Genomic DNA, 22,003 nt, shown 5'->3' with positions numbered 1-22,003 from the left:
GGGCGGCCGCCGCAGGCGCGGGAGCGGGTCAGGAGAGGGTGACCGGCAGCTCCTTGATGCCGTTGATGAAGTTGGAGCGCAGCCGCCGGGCGGGACCCGCCTGGGCCAGGCCGGGGAAACGCTCGGCGAGGACCTCGAAGAGCACCCGGAGCTCCATCCTGGCCAGATGGTTGCCGAGGCAGAAGTGGGCACCACCCCCGCCGAAACCGATCTGCGGGTTGGGGGAACGGCCGATGTCGAAGACGTCGGGATCGGCGAAGACCTCCTCGTCCCGGTTCGCGGAGCCGTAGAACACCACGACCTTGTCGTTCTCCTTGATCTCCTGGTCGCCGATCACCGTGTCGGCGGTGGCCGTACGGCGGAAGAGGTTGACGGGGGAGACCCAGCGGACGATCTCGTCGGCGGCCGGGGCGGCGAGCGCGCGGTCGGCCACCAGCCGCCGCCACTGCTCGGGGTGCTCGAAGAGGGCCAGCATCCCGCCGGAGGCCGCGTTGCGGGTGGTCTCGTTGCCGGCGACGACCAGCAGCAGCACGAAGAGGTCGAACTCGTTCTCGTCGAGGGTCTCCCCGGTGACATCCGGCAGGAGCAGCTTGGTCGCGATGTCCTCGCGGGGCCGTTCGCGCCGTTCCGCCGCCAGCGCGTTGGCGTAGGCGTACACCTCGGCCGCCGCCGCCTGACCGGCGGAGGGGCCGGAGGAGTACTCGGGGTCGTCGGCCCCGATCATCTGGTTGGACCAGTTGAAGATCTTGTCACGGTCCTCGACGGGGGCGCCGAGCAGCTCGCAGATCACGTAGAGCGGCAGCGGGGCCGCGATGTCACGCACGAAGTCCACCGCCGGGAGCCCGGTGACCTCGTCGAGAAGCTGGTGACAGATGTCGCGGATGTGCTGCTCAAGGGCGTTGATCATGCGCGGGGTGAAGCCCCGGTTGACCAGGGAACGCCGCCGGGTGTGCTCGGGCGGGTCCTGGTTGAGCATCATGAGCCGCTGGAGCTCGCGCTGCTCCTCGGGCATCTCGTCGAAGAGCGCGAGTCTCCTGCTCGACGAGAACAGGTCGGAGCGCCGCGACACGTGCACCACGTCGGCGTGCCTGGTCACCGCCCAGAACGGCGGCCAGTCCCGCTTGGGCTCGCCCTCGTGCAGGTAGACGGGGGCGTTGGCGCGCAGCCAGCGGAACTGGTCGTGGGGTGCGCCGTCGCGCGCGTAGACGTCCTTGTCCACAAGATTGATGTCCATTTGAGTCCCTCCTAGGGCGAACCGTATGCGCATCTTCCCTGCGGCGCGCGTGCCTTCCGGTCTGCGAGAACCGGTGCCCCCGCACCGGCCTGAGGGACCCGGGTCAGCCGATCGGGCCCGCCCAGCGGTCGGCGACGCCGTCCCGCTTGATGATGAAGCCGCGTTTCAGCGGCAGGAGGGTCATCGTCGTCTCGATCGCCCTGATCCCGGTCAGTCCGCCGATCTCCCTGAGGATCTCGTAGAGCTCGGAGCGGCCGGGGACGGCCACGTGGGCCACGAGCTGGTGGTCGCCCGCCACCGCCAGGACGTATCTCACCTTCGGCAGTCTGGCCAGGGCGTGGCCGACCGTCTCGACCTCCCGCTCCGCGACCCGCAGCCAGAGCGCGGCCTCGATCGGCAGGCCCAGGTAGGCGGGCTCGATCTCCGCGCGGATGCGCAGGATGCCCCTGCGGAGCAGGGAGTCCAGCCTGCGGCGGGCGGTCGACTCGCTGATCCCGGTGGCCGCCGCGATCTCCGCGTGGGTGGCCCGGCCGTCCGCGGCGACCGCGGCGATGATCCGCTCGTCCTCGGCGGAGGGGGTGTCACCGGCGCGCTGGAAGCGCTCGGGCAGCGGCGTCCACTGTTCGAGGAGTCCCTCGATCTCCTGCGGGGTGAGCACGTCCACGTGCCACTCCTGGGGGGTCTTGAAGTAACGCAGCGCCGGGTAGGTGGTGCTCTCGACCACCCCGTCGATCGAGGGGATGTCCCGGAAGATCAGATCGACCAGGGCGTCGTCGGCCACGCACAGCTCCGCGGTGCAGTCGGCGGAGCCGGAGACCAGCGAGACGAACCGGGTCTGGGGCAGCTCGGCCAGCGCGGCGCCGACGTCGATCACCGAACCGGGCCGGCAGCGCAGCCGCAGGATCGCCGAGCCGATCCGGCGGTCGTCGACCACTCCGACGACGGACAGGACGCCCGCCTCCGTCAGCCGGGTGGCCCGTCTGGCCACGTTGCGGGTCGACTCGTCCAGCACTCTTCCGATGCGGTCCCAGGTGGCGCGTCCGTTCACCTGAAGGGCGGCCACCACCCGTAAGTCGGCTCCATCGAGTGGCTGCATGGGGGGCATCCTCGTCGTCGGGGAATCGTTCCGCCCCAAGAGTACGGCTTTGTGATCTTTTATGATGCGATATCCGCTCAGGCGAGCACGCTACGAAGCCACTCCTCGACTCCGGCGACATGGACCGTGGCCCAGGCGCGTGCGACCTCGGGCTGCCGGGCGGCGATGGCCTCGTAGATCGCGGTGTGCTGCTCACGCGTCCTGGTCAGGGCGTTCTCCCTGGTCAGGGCCCGCCAGAGCCTGGCCCGTGTGGTCGGTCCCGAGAGGCTCTCGATGAGGGAGCACAGCACCGAGTTCCCCGAACCCGCCGCGATGCGCCGGTGGAACTCCAGGTCGTTGGCGGTCAGCTGCTCGACGCTCGGGTTCTCGGGCAGCCGGGTGAGGATCTCGTGCAGCTCGGCTATCTCGGCCTCGGTCATCCGGGTGGCGGCCATCGCGGTCGCCTCGGGCTCCAGGATCCGGCGGACCTGGAAGAACTCAAGCGCCGTGTCGTCCTGGTGGAAGTCGACCACGAACGCCATCGCGTCCAGCAGCAGGCGAGGCTCCAGGCTGGTCACGTAGGTGCCGTCGCCCTGCCGTACGTCCAGCACGTTGATCAGCGCCAGGGCGCGGACGGCCTCGCGCAGGGAGTTGCGCGACAGGCCGAGCCGTTCGGCCAGGTCGGCCTCCTTCGGCAGCCTGCCGCCAGGGGGGATCTCGCCCTCCAGGATCATCTGCTTGATCCTGTCGATAGCGGTGTCGGTGACCGCCACGCTTCGTCCTCCCTGGTCACGCTCAGACATCGGATGTCTATGAGTGTACGGTGAAGCGCACCATATCTTCCTTGGGGTCCCCCTCGGCGGTACGGCGGACCCGGCCCCGCACCTCAAGGGCGCGCAGGTGGGCGGCGGCCTCGGCGGCGGCCATGCCGCGCAGCATGGAGGGCAGGTCGTCCCAGGAGCGCTTCCAGGTCATCCGTGAGGCGATCTCCCAGATGGTGAGCGGCTCGCCCGCCTCGGCCAGCAGGGCCACCAGGGAGGTGAGTTTCTCCTCGTGATGCGCGCCGATCGCCCGCGCCCGCTCCGCCGTGTCCTGAAATATCCACTCATGGGCGGGCAGGGCTTCGAGCGGTCCCAGCTCCGCCACCTTCTCCAGCGAGGCCAGGAAGTCCCCGAGCGGGTCCATGTCGGTCCGGTCGTAGGGGTAGACGCCGATGTGCGGGGTGATGCCCGGCAGCACGTGGTCCCCGGTGAAGAGCCGGTCGGCGTCCTCCAGGTGCAGGCAGACGTGACCCGGGGTGTGACCGGGGGTCCAGACGGTGCGGAGCCTGCGCCCGGGAATGTCGATCATGTCGCCGTCGCGCAGCGTCCTGTCCGGTGCGGCGGGGGGCTCAGGACGGTAGGCGGTGGTCACCGCCTCGATCTCGGCCGCGCCGGCTCCCGCCCGGCGCAGCATCCCGGCCCGCTCGGTGCGCTGGGCGTCCTCCTCGGCCTCGCGCATGGTCCCGACCAGCTCGGCGTCGGCCTCGTGCATGGCGATCCAGGCCCCGGACTCCTGCCGCACCTGGCCGGCGAGTCCGGCGTGGTCGGCGTGGAAGTGGGTGACGACGACCCCCCTGACCTCGCGGATGTCCATGCCGGTGGCGGCCAGTCCGTCCCGCAGGGCCAGCCAGGCGTCGGGGTGGTTCCAGCCCGCGTCGACCAGCACCGGCCCGGCGGGGGACTCGATCGCGTAGATCAACGTGTATCCGAGGGGGTTGCCGGGGATCGGCACGGGCACGCTCCACACCCCGCCACCGATGTCGGTCGGACGCTGTTCGCTGTAGGGCCTGCGGAGGGATTTCAACGGCGGCGCTCCCTGTCTGTCGGCGTCGTCCCGGCGGTTCCACGGTCCAGGGGGTTCCCGGCGCGTCGCTCTAGAACGTTAGTCTGTTCGCCTCGCCGACAGTAACGCGTGCCGGCCTTCAGGGTGAAGGCGGGGCGGGGAAATCGGCGAGCAGCCGGGTGGCGGTGATCTCCAGATGACGCTGGACCTGGTCGTAGGTCCGCTGCCCCCTGAGCATCGCCAGCAGTTCGTGCACCCAGACACTCGTCAGCGAACCCGCGAGGACGCGCTGCTCCTCGGCCACCGTCCGCGCGTCGGGCTCGTGCCCGGAGACACGCAGCAGCAGGCCGGTCACCCGCTCGGCGAACGGGGTGTCGATCTCCGCCATGATCAGCGAACGGACGAGGGCGTCGGCCAGCTCGGGCTCGCGCATCAGGCCCCGGGTCGCGCGCATCAGCACGTCCACGGCACGGCCCGAGGGGGTGGTCGTGGCCGGGGGCCTGCGCTCGACGCTGCCCTCGATCAGGTCGATCTCGTCACTGACGACCGCGACGACCAGGTCCATCTTCGAGGGGAAGTAGCGGTAGAGCGTGCCGAGGGCGACCCCCGCGCGCTCGGCGACGGTGCGCATCTGCATGGCCTCGACGCCGCCGAGGGAGGCCAGGGCCGCGGCGGCCTGGACGATGCGCCTGCGGCGCTGGTGCTGGCTTCTCGCGCGGACACCGCTCGGGTGCGGTTCGCTCTGCATGCCGGATGCCCCCTCGATCGTGGCCGGTCCGGCGCCGCCGGTGGCCGGGGCTCCGCCGGGGCGCGGGGCGACCGGGAGACCCACGGCCGCACGCGGGGTACGCATGAGAACACGTTATCTGACCTTCGCCCGCTCCGGTGGGTTATCTGCCAGTTACAGGGGATCTCTGTCTCCACATGTCACGCGTGTTATGGAGCCCTGTCGTCATCATGGGGCAGGTATGGGGCGGGGTGAAAAATGTAATTGGTTCTACTCCACTGCGCGGAAGTCCTCGGGTACTGGATTTTCGCCCTGGGGAGGGAAAAACCAGCCCGACACATGCGAGCCGTACCCTCCGGAAGGCAGGGGGAAAGGCGGGACCGCCTTCTTCTGGAAGGGTGTGCCGGGGGCGGGACGCGTCGGGTGCGGTCCTTCCCCCACCGACCGGGCCGCCGGGCCGTACGGCGTGGCACGTCGCGGGAGCGCGGTTGTCACGGCGAGGACCCGCGGCCTCGCCGTGCGCCGTGACCCCCGGCGCCGGGAGGACGGTGGTGGTAACTGCCGGAAGGTGTGTGGGCGGTGGCGGCGTCGTGGGCCGCCCACCTGGAGAAGTGGGTATCGGTATGCCGTCGTGTGTGACGTACCGCCAGCAGGATGACGAGTCGGCTCGCAGGTGCGGGCCTCCCGGGAAGGAGGCGGCGTTCGTCGAGGTCGGAACCCTTCTGCCCACCGCCACGATCACGCTGACCTCGACCGCGGGCCTCGCCCCGCCGCACCGTGACCGCCCTGAGGGCGGCCTCCTCGACATCCTGACCACGATGGGCCTCGTCGAGCGGTACGTCACCGACTGGGCGGGGCCGGAGGCGCTGGTCCGCGGGATCAACGTCAAGCTCGGCCTTCCCGCCCACGCCGGGGAGACGCTGGCCCTCACCGGGACCGTCATGTCCCGTGAGGGCGAGAGGCTCACGGTGCGGGTCCTGGGACAGATCGGCCTCGGAACACACGTCTCGGGCACCGTCCGTCTCGCCTTCCCCGACCACTGAGGGTGCCGGGCCGGGCGTCAGGGCGTCAGCGGGGTGGGCATCGCGAAGAAGACGAGCATCGCGATCGCCACGCAGACCACGCAGATGACGAAGCCGAACAGCTCCCACGCCCAGTCGTGGCGCTGCCCGCCCCGCCTGGCCTGCCCGCGCCTGCGGCGTGCCCTCCCGCCCAGCCGCGACAGGCGTGTGGCGGGGGCCTTCTCCGAGACGCCGGCGGTCTCGGGTTCGGCGGGGATCTCCCGAGGGGAGTCCGGTACGCCGGAAAGGTCTTCGGGAAGGCCCTCGGGGAGGGGCGCGGGGGCCGGGGCGTCGTCGCCGGGCTGCTCCGCGTGCGCGCCGCGGTGCGCGCCCGTTCTCCTGGCGGTCCGGCCCGGCCTCCTCGCGTGCCTGGCACGGTCCCCGGAGTCCGTGAAGTCCCCGGAGTCCACAGAGGCCTCCACAGAGGTCTCCACGGTGCCCAGCTCGTCGGTCCGCAGCGGCCAGCCGGCCGGGGCGGGCCGTACGGCCTCCGGCTCGGGGAGGACCGGGGCGGCGGCGTCCAGTTCCTCGGCCCGTAGCGGCCAGCCGGGCAGCGGCGTCACGACCCCGGAGGCCTCGAAGGCGGCGAAGTCCTCGGGGGCCGTCTCCCTGGGAGCGGCGGCGACCAGTTTGTCGGAGTGCTGCCTGGGCCTCGGCTCGGGGGTGAACGGCTGGAACAGGTCCTCGGCGGCGCCCTCATGGCGGGTTGCGGGCGTGTCGTCGAGCACGTCCCCCGGGATCGGGGCCGGCAGCGGCTTCGCCCCGCGCGGCTTGGGCCGCTGGAGCCTGCGCCGGGGAGTGCGCGGGACGATCTCGTCGAGCGCGCTCAGCACCGAGTCCTTGAGCTTGGGCATCGGCTCGGTCGTCGCCTCGTGCGCGGAGACGACGTCGGGGTCCGGCGGGGAGAAGGGGTCGGGGAAGTTGTCCCGCGCGGGCGCGGCGGGGAAGAAGTCCGCGGGGGAGAAGGGCGGCGGCAGCTCCGGCGTGGCGAAGACGCTGGTGCTGGTCAGGGCGTCGGTGTCGGCCAGCGGCAGCGGCCAGGCGGGCGGCGTCGGCCACAGGGGCCTGAGCGAGACCGGCAGCGCCGGGGTCCGCGTGGGGGAGGCCGGAGGGAGCGCCGGCGCGCCGGGGAGCCCCAGAACGGCCGCGCGCAGTCCGGCGGGCGGGACGGCCCACGGGGCGCGGACGAGCACGTCCCTGATCGGGGCCACACCGAGCGCGCCGAAGGCGTCGGCCAGGTGGGCCGGGACCCTGGCAGAGACCAGGGCGAGCTGGAGGGACTGGGCGAAGCGGCGGCAGGCGCTCACGGTCAGCTCGTCGGCCGTGTCGGCGGCCACGTCGAGCACCCAGGACAGCTCGGCGGTGTCCATCTCGCACACGCCGGACAGGTACAGCACCTCGCGCTGGTGCGGGCGCAGGTCGTGCAGCACCCGGTCGACGAAGAGGGAGACCGGGTCGGCGCCGGGCAGCGGGGCGGCGTGGACGACGTCCCGCTGGTGGATCTCGCGGCGGGCGAGCGCGTACAGCGCGGCGCGCGGCGGCCGTGCGTCGGAGACGGCGCCCGAGGAAGCATGAATGGAGGCGCCAGAGGAGGCGCCAGAGGAGGCGACGGTGGCGAAGACGGCCGCCAGCGCCGTGCCCGCGGCCCCCGGATCGCCCAGCTGGTCGTGGCAGTAGGCGAACAGCCCGGCGGCGTGTGTGTCATAGAGCTCGGTAATCAGTTCGCCGCGCGAGCGCTGACCGAGGATCGGTTGGTTCACGAGACCGGTTCCTCTGGGGTCGTGGTGAGAAGCGAGGGCGAAAAGCCCGTGGTACGTGTGACTGGAGGGGTCGATGTCCACGATATGGGTAATCGTGGTGAGACGCCGAGATTCTGGGCACTATTGAGTGCTCTTTTGCTCGATATCTCACGATCCCGGATGACTTGGCCGGGGGGACGGGGTCGAATGTCGGAGGGCCACCGTAGGCTGTCGGTCGGACAGATCATGGGGCGGTTGTGGCAGGGGGGCCGCGGCCCTGCCGAGAAGCATGGGGTTGCGCATGATCACATTTGACGGGGTCACCAAACGCTACGCCGACGGGACCGTGGCCGTCGACCGTCTCAGCCTTGAGGCGCCGACGGGCGAGATCACGGTCTTCGTGGGCCCCTCAGGATGCGGCAAGACCACCTCACTCCGCATGATCAACAGGATGATCGACCCGTCGGAGGGCCGTGTCCTCCTCGACGGCGTCGACGTCACGACCATCGACCCACCGGCCCTGCGCCGGGGCATCGGCTACGTCATCCAGCAGGCGGGCCTCTTCCCGCACCGCAAGATCGTCGACAACGTCGCGACGGTGCCCCACCTGCTCGGCTGGAACAGGAAGAAGGCCCGCGACCGCGCGATGGAGCTGCTCGAACGGGTCGGGCTCGACCTCGGGCTCGCCGAGCGCTACCCCTTCCAGCTCTCCGGCGGGCAGCAGCAGCGTGTCGGCGTCGCCCGCGCGCTGGCGGCCGACCCGCCGGTGCTGCTGATGGACGAGCCGTTCAGCGCGGTCGATCCCGTCGTGCGCACCAGCCTGCAGGAGGAACTGCTGCGGCTGCAGGCCGAGCTGAACAAGACCATCGTCTTCGTCACCCACGACATCGACGAGGCCGTCAAACTCGGCGACCGGGTGGCCGTGCTGCGCGTCGGCGGCCACCTCGCCCAGCTCGACGACCCCGCGACCCTCCTGTCCAGGCCCGCCGACGACTTCGTCCGCGAGTTCCTCGGCCGCGACCGGGGCATCAGGCGCCTGTCGTTCGTCCCCGGCCAGGAGGTACGGCTGCGCACCGACCTCACCGCGCCCGTCTCCGCCGAGGTCGCCGGTCTGCGCGCCGCGGTCGATCCCTGGCTGGCGGTGCTCGACGAGGACGGCAGGCCGCTCGGCTGGGTCAGGGTCGCCGACCTGCCCGCCTCGGGCACGCTCGCCGACGTGCGGCCCGCGCCGTACGGGACGTTCGTCAGGGGGCGCGACTCGCTGCGCGCGGCGCTCGACGCGACACTGCTGTCCCCGTCGGGGTGCGCGATCGCGGTCGACGACGCCGGGCGGGCCGAGGGCGTGGTCACCCGCGAGGCGCTGAACGAGGCGCTCGACCGGGTCGCCGGGGGCGCCCATGCGTGAGGAGCCGCTGGTCCGCTGGGACTGGATCGGGCGTAACTGGCCCTCCATCCAGTCCCTGCTCGAAGATCACGTCGTCATGTCGCTGGTGCCGATCGTCGTCGGGCTGCTCGTCGCGCTCCCGCTCGGGCTGGCCTGCGTCCGCTGGCGCGGGATCTACCAGCCGACCATGAGCGTCATGAACGTGACCTACTCGCTTCCCTCGCTGGCCGTCTTCGTCATGCTCATCCCGGTCACGGGCCTGGCCACCAGGGCGACGGTCATCGTCCCGCTCGCCTTCTACTCGCTGGCGGTGCTCATCCCGGCGGTGGTCGACGGGCTCGGCTCGGTTCCCGACCACGTGCGCCAGTCCGCGGTCGCCATGGGCTTCACCCCGCTGCGCAGGCTGTTGCTGGTCGAGCTGCCGATCGCGGTCCCGGTGGTGCTGGCCGGGCTGCGCGTGGCCGCGGTCTCCAGCATCAGCCTGGTCAGCGTGGGGGCGCTGGTGGGCAGGGGCGGTCTCGGCTACCTGTTCATCGACGGCTGGCAGCGGCAGTTCTACACCCCGATCATCGTGGGCGTGGTGCTGGTCGTGCTGCTGGCCGCGATCGCCGACGCGCTGCTCGTGCTGGCCCAGCGGCTGCTCACCCCGTGGTCACGGGCGAGGGGGACGACATGAACTGGCTGGTCGACTTCTTCGGAGACCCGGCCAACTGGTCGGGCCCCGACGGCATCCCGGTACGGCTGGCCGAGCACCTGCAGTTCTCCGCGGTCGCGTTGCTGCTGGCCATGCTGGTGGCGCTGCCACTGGGGCTGTGGATCGGGCACACCGGCAGGGGGGCGCTGCTGGTCGTGCTGAGCGCCAACGCCGCCCGCGCCCTGCCCACGCTCGGCCTGCTGGTGCTGGTCGTGCTGCTGGCAGGCCTGGGCACCGACCTGCCGGTGCTGATCCCGCTGGTCGCGCTGGCCGTGCCGCCCATCCTCGTCAACACCTACGAGGGCGTCAGGGGTGTCGACCCCGACCTGAGGGACGCCGCGTACGGCATGGGCCTGCGCGGCGGCCAGGTCCTGGGGCGGGTGCTGGTGCCGGTCGCGCTGCCGCTGATCCTGCTGGGCCTGCGGCTCGCGGCGATCCAGGTGGTGGCGACCGCGACCGTGGCCGCCTTCGTCGGACTGGGAGGCCTGGGGCGCTACGTCGTCGACGGGTTCGCCACCAACGACTACCCCCGCACCCTCGCCGGGGCGGTGCTCGTCGCGCTGCTCGCCCTGCTCGTCCAACTCGTCTTCGTCCTGGTCCAGAGACTGGTGGTCTCACCGGGGGTGAGGCGGCGTAACGCCGTACGGTAATGTCACCTTTACCTCCCGCCTTAGAAGGGAAAAGCACGATGAAGCGCCTTTTCAGCACCGTGGTGGTCACCCTCGCCGCGGCGCTCACACTCAGCGCGTGCGGTGGCGGTGATCCGCTCACCAACACCTCCCCGACCCCGGCAGACTCCGGGGCCGCGCCGGCGACCGGGGGTGGCGGGGGCAAGGTCGTCGTCGGCTCGGCGAACTTCCCGGAGAACGTCCTGCTCGCCGAGATCTACTCCCAGGCCCTTGAGGCCAAGGGCGTCCAGGTCGAGAAGAAGCTCAACATCGGCAGCCGTGAGGTCCTCTACGGGCAGGTCAAGAGCGGTGGCCTGACCATCCTGCCGGAGTACGTCGGCTCGCTGCTCGCCTTCGTCGACAAGTCGGCGACCGCCAAGAGCAAGGAGGACATCCTCGCCGCGCTCAAGGAGAAGCTCCCCGCCGAGCTTGAGGTCCTCGAACCCGCCGCGGCCGAGGACAACAACTCGCTGACCGTGACCAGGGAGCTCTCCCAGAAGGTCGGCCTGGTCACGATCGAGGACCTGGCCAAGGTCGCCAAGAACTACACCGTCGGCGGCCCGCCGGAGTTCCAGGCCCGCCAGGAGAAGAACTTCAAGGACGTCTACGGCCTGGAGTTCAAGGAGTGGAAGAAGACCGGTGACGCGACCGCCGACGCCATCAAGGACGGCACCATCGAGGTCGGCAACGTCTTCACCACCGACCCCAAGGTGATCATCAACGGCCTGGTCTCGCTGCAGGACACCAAGCACGCCTTCGGCGCCGACAACGTCGCGCCCCTGGTCAACAAGGCCGGGGTGAACGAGACCGTCACCGGCACGCTGAACGCGGTCTCCGCCAAGCTCGACACCGCCGGGCTGCTCACGCTGATGAAGCGCGTCTCGATCGACAAGGCCGACGCCGCCACGGTGGCCAAGGACTGGCTGACCCAGAACGGTCTCGCCTGACCCCCGCCGGTCCTCCAGCACGGCCCGTGCCGCCCCGCGGCGCGGGCCGTGCGCCGTTTTCGCCATGATTGACCAATGAACGAGTTCGTCGAGGCCATGGGACAGGTGCCGACCGCCGTGACGGTCGTCACGGTGAAGGACGAGCGCGACGACGTGGGGGCGACCGTCGGCACCTTCACCTCGGTCTCGCTCGATCCGCAGCTGGTCATGGTGAGCATGGACAGCGGCGGCTACCTCAACGAACTGCTGCTGCGCCGCGACCGCTGGGCCGCCAGTGTGCTGTCCGGCGGGCAGAAGGCGATCGCCAGCCGGTTCGCCACCGCGGGCCGTCCCGGCGCCCGGCTCCTGCTGGCCGGAACGCCGCACCACCGGGGCGAGCTGAGTGAGGCACTCGTCGTGGACGGCGGCGTGACCGCCCTGGAGGCCGAGACGATCAAGGTCGTCCCCGCCGGGGACCACACGCTCTTCGTCGCCAGGGTGCTGGCCGTCGACTACGTCACCCCCGGCCTGACCCCTCTCGTACGGCTACGCGCCCGCTACCGCCCGGCCGGCGGCTGAGCCCGCCGTACCGGGGGCGCGTTCAGGGGGCCGTCATGTCGCGCAGGCCCGCCTCCATGACCTTGACCAGCTGGGTGAGCCCCTCGATGATCTGGGCTCGCTGCTGGGCGGTCATGCCGCTGAGGAGGCGCACCTCGACGGCGAGCTGCTGCGGGAACAGCGTGTTCACGACCTCGCTGCCCTCGTCGGTGAGGTGGACCAGGGCGGCCCTGCGGTCGGCGGGGTTGGCGGTGCGGCTGATGTAGCCACGCCGTTCCAGCTTGGCCAGGGTCTTGCTCAGCGCGGCGGGGGAGCGGCTCATCTGCCTGGCGAGCTGCCTGGCGATCGTCGGCTGTTCGGCGTACCGCAGCCGGAGCAGCACGTCCAGCTCGGGGGAGGTCACCGAGGCGCCGGCGAAGAGCGGCTCGATGGCCAGGTCGAGCAGCGCCTGAACCCGTTTCAGCGGGCCGACGACCTCCATCGAGGAGGTGTCGAGGCCTGGATACATCTGCCGCAACCGCTCGTACACCTGCTGGGCGGGGGCTTGCATGAGCCCTCCAATTCGTTAACCTATAAACTACTTATATCCGTTAACTAGTTAACTACCTGTTGCCGATGCCGCCCATCGTAGCGGCGTCACGTTCGCCCGGTGGCGAGAAAGCAGTTCGTGCCATGCCCAAGGACCCCCCTCTCGCCGCCCCCACAGTGACAGACACAGTGACAGACGCAGCGACCGGTGAACGGCCGCCGGAACACGTCGGACGGCTGCTTGTCGTGCTCGCCGCCCTCGGCGCCGTCGCCCCGCTGGCCACGGACATGTACGTCCCCGGCTTCCCCGGGCTGGTCCGGTCTCTCGGCACGACCGAGTCGTCGGTCCAGCTGTCCATGACGGCCTTCCTCATCGGCCTGGCCGTCGGGCAGATCCTGCTCGGCCCGGTCAGCGACGCCGTCGGCCGCCGTAAGGTCCTGCTCGGCGGTGCGACGCTGTTCACGGTGTTCTCGCTGGTCTGCGCGCTGGCCCCGAACGTCGACGTGCTCAACGTCGCCCGCCTGCTCGAAGGCGTCGCGGGGGCGGCGGGCATGGTCGTCGGCCGCGCCGTCCTCACCGACCGCTTCCACGGTACTCCCGAGGCCCCGCGTCACTTCGCGACCCTGTCGGTGATCGTGTCCTTCGCCCCGATCGCCGCCCCGGTGCTCGGCGGAGCCATCCTCGGCGTCGCCTCCTGGCGGGTCGTCTTCGCGGCGCTCGCGGGCTTCGGCGTCCTGCTGGTGCTGGGCGTCCTGGCCTGGGCGCCGGAGAGCCTGCCCGCCTCCCGCAGGCACTCGGGCGGGGTCGGCACCACCTTCAGGGCCATCGCCGGGCTGTTCGGCAGGCGCGCCCTCATGGGGTACGTCCTCACCTCCTCCTTCTGCGGCGCGGCCCTGTTCACCTACATCGCGGGCTCGGCGTTCGTGTTCCAGGACGTCTACGGCGTCTCACCCACCCAGTACAGCCTCATCTTCGCCGTCAACGCCCTCGGCATGCTGGTCGGCGGGATCGTCTTCGGGCGGGTCGCCTCCCGGGTCAGGATCAACGCCCTGCTGACCGTGGGCCTGGGCACCGCCCTGGCGGCGACGGCCGTACTGCTCGTGGTGCTCCTCACCACGGGCGGCGGGCTCGTCGTCACCTGGGTCTGCTTCTTCCTGGTCATCGTCGGCTTCGGCCTCGTCCTGCCCGCGAGCACGACCATCGTCCAGGCCCTCGGTCACGACGCCCCGGGAGCCACCTCCGGCCTCCTCGGCGGCACCCAGTTCGTGCTGGGCGCCGCCGCCTCCCCGCTGGCGGGCCTGTTCGGGACGGACAGCCCGACGCCGACGGCCGCGGTCATGCTGGTCGCCCTCGCGCTGGCCGCCCTGGCCCTGGCGTTCGCCCGTCCGTGGCAGGGCCACGGAGAGCCGGTACGGCTCAGCGGATCGTCCACGACCCGGGAAGCATGAGCGGCCCGTAGGACGGCAGGCCGAGCTCGGCGGCCAGGTGGGCCAGCGGCCCCCACGACTCAAGGCGCAGCCGCGTCATGGCGGCGGCCTTGTCCTCGCTGGAGTCCGCCGGGCGCAGGCGCTCGATCGGGTTGAGCCTGGGGTAGGCGCGCACCGGGGCGTCCTCGGCCAGACCGCCCTTGCGCCGGGCCAGGGCGAGGGCGTCCTCAAGGCCGCCGAGCACGTCGACGAGCCCGCCCTCGTGGGCGTCGGCGCCCGTCCAGACCCGGCCCCTGGCCAGCTCGTGGACGCGCTCCCGTGACAGGCCGCGCCCCTCGGCCACCTTGTTGACGAAGTCGTCGTAGACCCGGTCGAGCCAGACGTTGATCCGCTCCCACTGGGCCTCGGAGAAGGCGTGCGTCGAGGAGAACATCCCGGCGTTGGCGCCCTCCCCGACCGACTCGGTGGAGACGCCGATCTTGTCCAGCAGACCGCCGATGACGGCCTTGCCGCCGAACACGCCGATGGAGCCGGTGAGCGTGCCCGGCTGGGCCACGATCGCGTCGGCGGACATCGAGACCATGTAGCCGCCGGAGGCCGCGACGTCGCCCATCGAGACGACCACGGGTTTGCCCGCCCTGCGGGTGAGCACGACCTCACGCCAGATGGCGTCGGAGGCCACGTAGGACCCGCCGGGGCTGTCCACCCGGAAGACGACGGCCTTGACGTGCTCGTCGCGCCGGGCGGCGCGCAGCGCGGCGCAGACGGTGTCGGACCCCATCGCCTCGCCGCCGCCCAGGGGGCTGCGCCCGCTGCGGCCCAGCCGGATCGGGCCGCTGCCGTGCACCAGGGCGACCGTCTGGCCGCCCGGCTGCGGGAGCTTGCCCGCGATCGGCCCCTTGGCGTAACGGCCGACGTAGAGCAGCAGGGACTCCTCGCCCGCGGCCCTGCGCACCTCGTCGTAGACCTCGTCGCGGTAGGCGAGCCGGTCGACGAGCCCGGCCTCGACCGCCTCGGCGCCGATGAACGGCCCCCGGTCGATCAGCTCCCTGACCTTGGCGGGTTCGAGGCCGCGGCCCTCGGAGACACCCGCGACGACCTGCTCGACGACCGACTCGGTGATGCGGCCCAGCGACTCACGGTGGGCGTCGGTCATGTGGTCCTGGGTGAAGGTGTTGGCGGCCGTCTTGTACTCGTGCCGCTGGCCGATCTGGTACTCGACGCCGAGCTTGCCGAGCGCGCCCCGCAGGAAGCGCTGTTCGAGGGAGACGCCGGTCAGCCCGACGTCGCCGGAGGGCTGCAGGTAGACCTTCTCGAAGGCGGTGGCCAGGTAGTAGGGGACGGTGCCCGCGCCGAACTCCCCGAAGGTCTCGGAGAAGGCCACCGTCAGCTTGCCCGCCTCCCTGAGCCGGGTCACCGACCGACGTAGCTCCTGAACCGTCGCCAGGCCGAGGGGCCGGGTGCCGACCTTGACGATCAGCGCCCTGACCCTGGGGTCCTTCGCCGCGCGCCGCAGACCGGAGAGCACGTCGGCCAGCCGCGTCTTGCGCATGGACAGGATCGCGCCCAGAGGGTCGGCGGGAGGCCCCTCGAAGAGCCCCTCGGTGAGGTCGAGCTCAAGGACAAGCGGAGCGGTCCGCCGCTGCCTGAACCGGTCGACGGTGTCGATGATCACCTTGGTCGCATCCATGCTTGACACCCTAAGCGACGTCTCCGCGACAGGGTCCTGTGGCGGCGAACCTCTCCGAACCGGCGCCGGGGGCGTCAGGTACGGCGGGCGTTGACGTGCCTGCCCAGCAGTGAGGCCGACGCCGAGGGGAACGACCCCCGCAGCCGCCTGGCCTCCGCCGTGGTGAGGGCGTCCCCGACCGACGTGGTCTCGTTCACCCTGGCGGTGAGGTTGACGGAGCCGCTGGCCCAGTTCAGCCAGGCCGCCAGCAGTTCGCTCTCGAACACCGTCCGCTTCGTCCGCTTGGCGGGCTTGAGCACCCGGCGGGCGGCGGCCGGGGTCGAGGCCCCGCCCAACTCGGGGAAGACCCTGCTGGCCTTGCCCACCATGCCGAGATAGCACCGGAGCGTCGCGTCCGTCAGCGTGCCCTTGCCCGTGCCGAACTCGGCGGCCCACTTCGCCGCGCTCAGCGTCTTCTTCGATGTCCCGCGCACGCACATCGTGGGCCTGACAGGCGCCGCGACGGCGGGCGGATCGACCGGGTCGGCGGTCACGGTCACGGTGACGGTCACCGTCGGCAGTGGGATCGGGACGGGTGCCTGGGTCGGCCCGACGGGCGGGGTGCCGGGTTCGGGGCTCGGGTCGTCGCCGGGCTCCTCGGGAACGTCGGGGTCTCCCGGGTCTCCCGGGTCTCCGGGGCCGGGGTCACCCGGGTCGCCGGGGTTCTGGGTCACCCCGGGGGAGGGGGCGGCGCCGGTGAGCGCGCCGTACAGGTCGAGGCGGGGGACGGCGACCCCGTCGTAGACGATCGGGCGGCCCGCGGCGGTGAGCCTGCCGGTGAGCGCGCCCGCCGAGGCGTCCGCGCCCGTCTCCGCGGCCCGCTGCGCCAGTACGGCCAGCGCCCCGGTGACGTGCGGGGTGGACATCGAGGTCCCGCTGTAGATCTCGGTCCTGCCGCCGGGGACCGAGGAGTCGACGTCGACGCCGGGGGCGAACAGGTCGAGGACGGAGCCGTGGTTCGACCAGTCGGGGACGCGGTCGGCGTCGTCGGTGGCGCCCACGGTCACCGCGCCGGACAGGCAGCCGGGCACCCCGGCGCCGGGGGAGCCCTCGTTCCCGGCCGCGGCCACGGTCGCGACGCCCTTCGCGAGCAGCGCGCCGAGGCGTCCCCTCATCTCCTGGACCTCGGGCTCGCCGTCGCAGGAGGCGCCGTAGAGACCGCCGCCGAGGCTCATGTTGACCGCGACGAGGCCGGGGACGGTGTCCTTCAGCCGCGTGAGGTATTCGAGGGCGAGCAGGAGCGAGGACTCGTAGGCCGTGACGCAGGGCTCACCGGCCCCGCAGTCGTCGACACGGCTGAAGACCTGGAGCGCCACGATGTCCGCCCCCGGAGCGACGGCGTGGGCGATGCCCGCGACGTGGGTGCCGTGCTCGCACAGGTTGACCTGGCCGTCCAGGCAGGCGGGTGTGGCGGCGTCGGCGGCGCGCTCGGAGGTGTCGGACTCCTGCCCGTTCGGGCACAGGGAGCGCACGCCCTCGTCGACGACCGAGAAGCAGGCCTGCCGTACGACCTTGCTCCCCAGGGCGGGGTGGGCGGCGTCGATCCCGGTGTCGACGATCGCGATCGTCGTGCCGCGTCCGTCGGCTCCCTCAGCGTGGGCGCGGTCGGCCCCGACGAGCGTCAGGCCGGAGGCGAGCGAGCTGGGGGAGTAGGTGCGGTCCCTGCGGATGGAGACCACCCGGGGGTCCTTGGCCAGCTCGGCCAGCGACTCACCGGTGCCCTGCACGACGATGAAGGAGGTGTCCTGGGGCTGGAGCACGACGTCGGTCTCCGGCAGCAGCCGTGCCTCGCCCGCGACCTGTTCGGCCTGCGCGGGGACGGCGAGCTCGACGATGGCGCGGGCGCCGTCCTCGTCGGAGACGAGCCCGGCCTCAAGCTTCTCCGGCTCCGGTGTCGTCTGGACCGTTTCCGCCGGTGACTCCTCGGCGAGGGCCGGTACCGCGGGGGTCCCACAGAAAACGACGCAGAAAACGGCGCCGAGCACGATCACCTGGGCCACGAGGGCTCGAAGTCGCACACGTCCTCCGGGGGGTAAGGACAGCTCCGGCTGCTGATCATGCGATACGGAGTTTAAATACTGCTTTGTCGCCAGTGAATAGCACGTACCGGATTTGAAGGATCTTCTCAGCCCGAGTTCATCTCGGGGCCGGACATGGCTCGGCCCCCCGCGGCGTGTCGCGCACGGAGGGCCGAGTGTCCGAAATATTACTTGAGGCCGTTGGAGAGCGCGGTGATCAGCTCACCGTTGGGGGTGTCTCCGCTGGTCTCCCAGAAGAACGCGCCACCGAGGCCCTGGCTCTTGGCCCAGGCCATCTTGCTGGTGATGGTGGCGGGGGTGTCGTAGCTCCACCACTGGCCGTTGCAGAAGGCGTAGGCCGTACCGGCGATGGTGCCGTTGGAGGGGCACTTGGTCTTGATGACCTTGTAGTCCTCGATGCCGGCCTCGTAGGTGCCGGGAGCGGCACCGGTGGCGGTGCCACCCGGGGTCGACTGGGTCACGCCGGTCCAGCCACGGCCGTAGAAGCCGATGCCGATGAGCAGCTTGCTGGCGGGGATGCCCTTGCCCTTCAGCTTCTGGATGGCGGCGTCGGTGTTGAAGCCCTCCTTCGGAATGCCCTGGTAGGAGGTCAGGGGCGAGTGCGGAGCCGTCGGGCCCTTGGCGTCCCAGGCACCGAAGAAGTCGTAGGTCATCGGCATGAACCAGTCGAGGTACTGGGTCGCACCGGCGTAGTCGGCGAGGTCGATCTTGCCGCCGTCGGCGCCGTCAGCGGTGATCGCCGCGGTGACCAGGGCGCTGGAGCCGAACTTGGCGCGCAGCGCGGAGACGACCTTCTTGAAGGCGTCGGGGCCGCTGGTGTCGCAGGTCAGGCCACAGGCGTTCGGGTACTCCCAGTCGACGTCGATGCCGTCGAAGACGTCAGCCCAACGCGGGTCCTTGACGACGTTGTAGCAGGAGTCGGCGAAGGCCTGCGGGTTGGCGGCGGCCTGGGTGAAGCCACCGGACCAGGTCCAGCCACCGAAGGAGTAGATGATCTTGAGGTTCGGGTAAGCCTTCTTCAGCTTGCGGAGCTGGTTGAAGTTGCCGCGCAGCGGCTGGTCCCAGGTGTCCCCGACGCCGTCGACGCTCAGGTCGGCGCCGTAGGACTTGTCGTAGTCGGCGTAGGCGTCGCCGATCGCGCAGCGGCCACCGGCGGTGTTGCCGAAGGCGTAGAGCAGGTGGGTCAGCTTCGGCGCGGTGCCGCTGGTGACCAGGTTCTTGACGTGGTAGTTACGGCCGTAGACGCCCCACTCGGTGAAGTAGCCGACGACCTTCTTGTTCCCGGCGGGGCCGGTGGGCGTGATGGTCGGGGTCACGGTGGGGGTGACCGTGGGCGTCACGGTCGGGGTCACGGTCGGCGTGACCGTGGGCGTCACGGTCGGCGTCACGGTGGGGGTGACGGTCGGCGTCACCGTGGGCGTCGGGGTGGCGTCCCCGCCCTCACAAGGCGCACCGTTCAACTTACAGTTCGTCACACCGGAGACTCCGCCGGGGGATCCGGTGAAGCCGAAACTCACCGTGGCACCCGCGGCCAGCGCACCGTTCCACGACTTGTTCGCGAAGGTGTAGTGGCTGCCGCTCTTGGTCATGTCGGCGTCCCACGCGGACGCGATCGACTTGCCGGCGGGGAGGTCGAACTCGACCTTCCAGCTGGTCAGGGCGGTCGAGCCCGCCTTCACCGTCACGTTGCCCTGGAAGCCGGTGCCCCAGTCGGAGGTGGTGGTGTAGACGGCGGTGGCGGAGGTGGCGGCCGTGGCGCTGCCCATCCCGATCCCCACCGGGACTATCAGCGCTGTGGCTGCGATCAAGGAGCCGATGGTCATTCGTCGCAAGGGTCGCTCCAGGTCAAAGAGTTCCTAGCCCCCGAATTCATAGGAAAGTTTCCTATTAGTTTCCAGAGCGTAGGTTCTCCTTCGTGGGCGGTCAATGGCTCGCTGACCGATATAAGGCGGATTTAAGGTTCACAGAAGCCTTGGCGAACCCGGCCTGAACGGAAAAGGGCCGGTCACACGCTGCGTGACCGGCCAGGCCCGACCGAAAAAATCTTCCTGTGACGTTGACCCGGCGGTTGTCCCGTCGGTCAAGGAACCCTCAGCGGCGGGCGGTCCTCCCGGTGCCCTTCCTCCCGGAGGTCTTCTTCACGGCCTCCCCGGCCGCCTCCGCGACGGGGCTCTCCGCGGCGGGACTCTCCGACGGCGCGTCGTGCCGGAGCCAGACGGCGCCCAGCGGCGGCACGCGCAGCCGCGCCGAGTACGGCAGCCCGTGCCGCTCCTCCTCGACCGCCTCGACCGCGCCCATGTTGCCCACCCCGCTGCCCGCGTAGTCGTAGGCGTCGGTGTTGAGCGCCTCCTCCCAGGTGCCGGGAAGGGGCAACCCCAGCCGGTAGTCCTCGTGCGGCGCGCCGGAGAGGTTGACCACGCAGGCCAGCACCGAGCCGTCGGAGGCCAGACGCAGGAAGGAGAGAACGTTCCCCTGGGCGTCGTCGGCGTCGATCCAGCGGAAACCGTCCGGGGTGTCGTCCCGGGTCCACAGCGCGGGCGTCTCCCGGTAGATCCGGTTGAGGTCGCGCACCAGCCGCTGCACCCCCTTGTGGCCGTCGAAGTCGAGCACCCACCAGTCGAGACCTCGGACCTCCGACCATTCGGACCCCTGCCCGAACTCACCGCCCATGAACAGCAGCTGCTTTCCTGGATGGGCCCACATGAAGGCGAAGAGCGCGCGCAGGTTCGCGAACCGCTGCCACTCGTCGCCGGGCATCTTGCCGAGCAACGACCCCTTGCCGTGCACCACCTCGTCGTGCGACAGCGGCAGCACGAAGTTCTCCGAGAAGGCGTACATCAGGGAGAAGGTCATCTGGTGGTGGTGGTACTGCCGGAAGACCGGCTCGTGCGCCAGATAGGCCAGGGTGTCGTGCATCCAGCCCATGTTCCACTTGAACCCGAAGCCGAGACCGCCCAGGTGCACGGGCCGGGAGACCCCGGGCCACGCGGTCGACTCCTCGGCCACGGTGACGATGCCCGGCTGGTCCCGGTAGACCAGCGAGTTCATCTCCTGCAGGAAGGCCACCGCGTCGAGGTTCTCCCGCCCGCCGTACTCGTTGGGCCGCCACTCGCCCTCGCGCCGCGAGTAGTCCAGGTAGAGCATCGAGGCGACCGCGTCCACCCGCAGCCCGTCCACGTGGAACTCGCGCAGCCAGTACAGCGCGTTGGCGACCAGGAAGTTGCGCACCTCCCTGCGGCCGAAGTCGAAGACGTAGGTGCCCCAGTCGGGGTGCTCGCCCCTGGTCGGGTCGGCGTGCTCGTAGAGCGCGGTGCCGTCGAACCTGGCCAGCGCCCAGTCGTCCATCGGGAAGTGTGCGGGCACCCAGTCGACCAGCACCCCGACGCCCGCCGCGTGCAGGCTGTCCACCAGGTACCGGAAGTCGTCCGGGCCGCCGAAGCGGGACGTGGGCGCGTAGTAGGAGGTCACCTGGTAACCCCACGAGCCGCCGAACGGATGCTCGGCGACCGGCAGGAACTCCACGTGTGTGAACCCCATGTCCACCACGTACTCGACCAGTTCGACGGCCAGGTCCCGGTAGGACAGGCCAGGCCGCCACGAGCCGAGGTGCACCTCGTAGACGCTCATCGGCTCCTTCAGCGCGTCCGCCGCCGCGCGCCCGCGCAGCCACTCCTCGTCGTGCCACTCGTAGGAGGAGCGCTCGACGACCGAGGCCGTGGCGGGCGGGACCTCGGTGCGCCTGGCCATCGGGTCGGCCTTGGCCCGCCACACGCTGTCGGCGCCGAGCACGTTGAACTTGTAGCGCTCGCCCTCGCCGAGGCCGGGGACGAACACCTCCCAGACCCCGGACCTGCCCAGCGAGCGCATCGGGTGGGCGGTGCCGTCCCAGTGGTTGAAGTCGCCGATCACCTGGACGCCCCGCGCGTTCGGCGCCCAGACGGCGAAGGCCGTACCCTCGACGTCCTCGTGCCGCATGACCCGTGCGCCGAGCACCTCCCACAGCCGCTCGTGGCGCCCCTCGCCGATCAGGTGCAGGTCCACCTCGCCCAGCGTCGGCCAGTGCCGGTAGGGATCGGCCATCTCGTACGGCTCCGCGCCCGGATAGGTGACCAGGAACCGGTAGTCGGGGATCTTGTCAAGACCGGGAATCGTCACCGCGAAGACACCGTGGGCCAGGTGCTCCATGTCATGGGTGTGATCGTCCACGACGACCTGGACCTTCTCCGCCAGCGGCCGCAGCGTCCTGACGGTCACGCCACCGGCCCCCGGGTGCGCGCCGAGGATCGAGTGCGGATCGTGGTGCGCTCCGCCCGCGAGCCGCTCCAGGTCCAAGTCCGCGTTCATGGATCACTCCCGTAGATCGGTATCCCCTAACCCTGCCCTACTCGG

Annotated in this window: 18 protein-coding genes; 7 read left to right on the top strand and 11 right to left on the bottom strand. The window is 71.0% G+C overall.

Annotation, left to right across the window (positions count from 1 at the left end; genetic code table 11):
* Positions 1-28: 28 nt before the first annotated feature.
* The 5 genes from ABZ470_RS02905 to ABZ470_RS02885 form a co-directional block, all read right to left on the bottom strand.
* Positions 29-1,234 carry a cytochrome P450 gene (locus tag ABZ470_RS02905; RefSeq protein ID WP_362909562.1) on the bottom strand — a complete coding sequence of 402 codons (1,206 nt, stop codon included), beginning with the start codon at positions 1,232-1,234 and terminating at the stop codon, positions 29-31.
* Positions 1,235-1,337: 103 nt separating this feature from the next.
* Positions 1,338-2,330, bottom strand: a complete 993-nt coding sequence (locus ABZ470_RS02900; protein ID WP_352015152.1) for an Lrp/AsnC family transcriptional regulator — start codon at positions 2,328-2,330, stop codon at positions 1,338-1,340.
* A gap of 77 nt (positions 2,331-2,407) precedes the next feature.
* Complete coding sequence (locus tag ABZ470_RS02895; protein WP_352015153.1) at positions 2,408-3,082, bottom strand: FadR/GntR family transcriptional regulator; 675 nt, start codon at positions 3,080-3,082, stop codon at positions 2,408-2,410.
* A 37-nt stretch (positions 3,083-3,119) separates the two neighbouring features.
* The gene (locus tag ABZ470_RS02890) at positions 3,120-4,154 is read right to left on the bottom strand and encodes an MBL fold metallo-hydrolase (protein WP_362909560.1); all 1,035 of its coding nucleotides are present in this window, start codon (positions 4,152-4,154) and stop codon (positions 3,120-3,122) included.
* A 118-nt stretch (positions 4,155-4,272) separates the two neighbouring features.
* A complete protein-coding gene (locus ABZ470_RS02885; RefSeq protein WP_362909648.1) occupies positions 4,273-4,881 on the bottom strand; it encodes a TetR family transcriptional regulator in 609 nt (202 codons plus the stop codon).
* Positions 4,882-5,495: 614 nt separating this feature from the next.
* Here ABZ470_RS02885 and ABZ470_RS02880 point away from each other — a divergent pair.
* Entirely contained in the window at positions 5,496-5,903 is a 408-nt protein-coding gene (locus tag ABZ470_RS02880) for an acyl dehydratase (RefSeq protein ID WP_352015155.1), read from the top strand.
* A 17-nt stretch (positions 5,904-5,920) separates the two neighbouring features.
* Here ABZ470_RS02880 and ABZ470_RS02875 read toward each other — a convergent pair whose 3' ends face one another.
* Positions 5,921-7,681, bottom strand: coding sequence for a hypothetical protein (locus tag ABZ470_RS02875; RefSeq protein WP_362909558.1), 1,761 nt, complete (start codon positions 7,679-7,681; stop codon positions 5,921-5,923).
* Positions 7,682-7,961: 280 nt separating this feature from the next.
* Between ABZ470_RS02875 and ABZ470_RS02870 the strand changes: the two genes are divergently transcribed.
* From ABZ470_RS02870 to ABZ470_RS02850, 5 genes are all read left to right on the top strand, one after another.
* Positions 7,962-9,065, top strand: coding sequence for an ABC transporter ATP-binding protein (locus ABZ470_RS02870; protein ID WP_362909556.1), 1,104 nt, complete (start codon positions 7,962-7,964; stop codon positions 9,063-9,065).
* A complete protein-coding gene (locus tag ABZ470_RS02865; protein WP_352015158.1) occupies positions 9,058-9,720 on the top strand; it encodes an ABC transporter permease in 663 nt (220 codons plus the stop codon). Before ABZ470_RS02870 ends, ABZ470_RS02865 begins: the two co-directional genes overlap by 8 nt.
* Entirely contained in the window at positions 9,717-10,388 is a 672-nt protein-coding gene (locus tag ABZ470_RS02860; RefSeq protein ID WP_362909554.1) for an ABC transporter permease subunit, read from the top strand. Before ABZ470_RS02865 ends, ABZ470_RS02860 begins: the two co-directional genes overlap by 4 nt.
* A gap of 38 nt (positions 10,389-10,426) precedes the next feature.
* On the top strand, positions 10,427-11,353 hold the full coding sequence (locus tag ABZ470_RS02855) for an ABC transporter substrate-binding protein (protein WP_362909552.1): 927 nt from the start codon (positions 10,427-10,429) through the stop codon (positions 11,351-11,353).
* Positions 11,354-11,428: 75 nt separating this feature from the next.
* Positions 11,429-11,911, top strand: coding sequence for a flavin reductase family protein (locus ABZ470_RS02850; protein WP_352015161.1), 483 nt, complete (start codon positions 11,429-11,431; stop codon positions 11,909-11,911).
* Between the two features lie 22 nt (positions 11,912-11,933).
* Here ABZ470_RS02850 and ABZ470_RS02845 read toward each other — a convergent pair whose 3' ends face one another.
* Positions 11,934-12,440, bottom strand: a complete 507-nt coding sequence (locus ABZ470_RS02845) for a MarR family transcriptional regulator (RefSeq protein WP_352015162.1) — start codon at positions 12,438-12,440, stop codon at positions 11,934-11,936.
* 167 nt (positions 12,441-12,607) lie between these two features.
* On the opposite strand from ABZ470_RS02845, the gene ABZ470_RS02840 reads away from it, so the two are divergent.
* On the top strand, positions 12,608-13,867 hold the full coding sequence (locus ABZ470_RS02840; RefSeq protein WP_352015163.1) for a multidrug effflux MFS transporter: 1,260 nt from the start codon (positions 12,608-12,610) through the stop codon (positions 13,865-13,867).
* Here ABZ470_RS02840 and sppA read toward each other — a convergent pair.
* From sppA to glgB, 4 genes are all read right to left on the bottom strand, one after another.
* A complete protein-coding gene (sppA, locus tag ABZ470_RS02835) occupies positions 13,836-15,536 on the bottom strand; it encodes a signal peptide peptidase SppA (RefSeq protein WP_362909550.1) in 1,701 nt (566 codons plus the stop codon). The two genes, ABZ470_RS02840 and sppA, sit on opposite strands and share 32 nt — an antisense overlap.
* A 74-nt stretch (positions 15,537-15,610) precedes the next feature.
* Positions 15,611-17,593 carry a S8 family serine peptidase gene (locus ABZ470_RS02830; RefSeq protein WP_362909548.1) on the bottom strand — a complete coding sequence of 661 codons (1,983 nt, stop codon included), beginning with the start codon at positions 17,591-17,593 and terminating at the stop codon, positions 15,611-15,613.
* 188 nt (positions 17,594-17,781) lie between these two features.
* On the bottom strand, positions 17,782-19,422 hold the full coding sequence (locus tag ABZ470_RS02825) for a glycosyl hydrolase family 18 protein (protein ID WP_362909546.1): 1,641 nt from the start codon (positions 19,420-19,422) through the stop codon (positions 17,782-17,784).
* Positions 19,423-19,705: 283 nt separating this feature from the next.
* Positions 19,706-21,958, bottom strand: coding sequence for a 1,4-alpha-glucan branching protein GlgB (gene glgB / locus ABZ470_RS02820; RefSeq protein WP_362909544.1), 2,253 nt, complete (start codon positions 21,956-21,958; stop codon positions 19,706-19,708).
* Positions 21,959-22,003 lie beyond the last annotated feature (45 nt).

Source organism: Streptosporangium sp. NPDC020072 (genome assembly GCF_040631445.1).
Lineage (GTDB): Bacteria > Actinomycetota > Actinomycetes > Streptosporangiales > Streptosporangiaceae > Streptosporangium.
The sequence above is the reverse complement of the archived record's forward strand: the minus strand, read 5'-3'. Positions and strand labels throughout refer to the sequence as shown.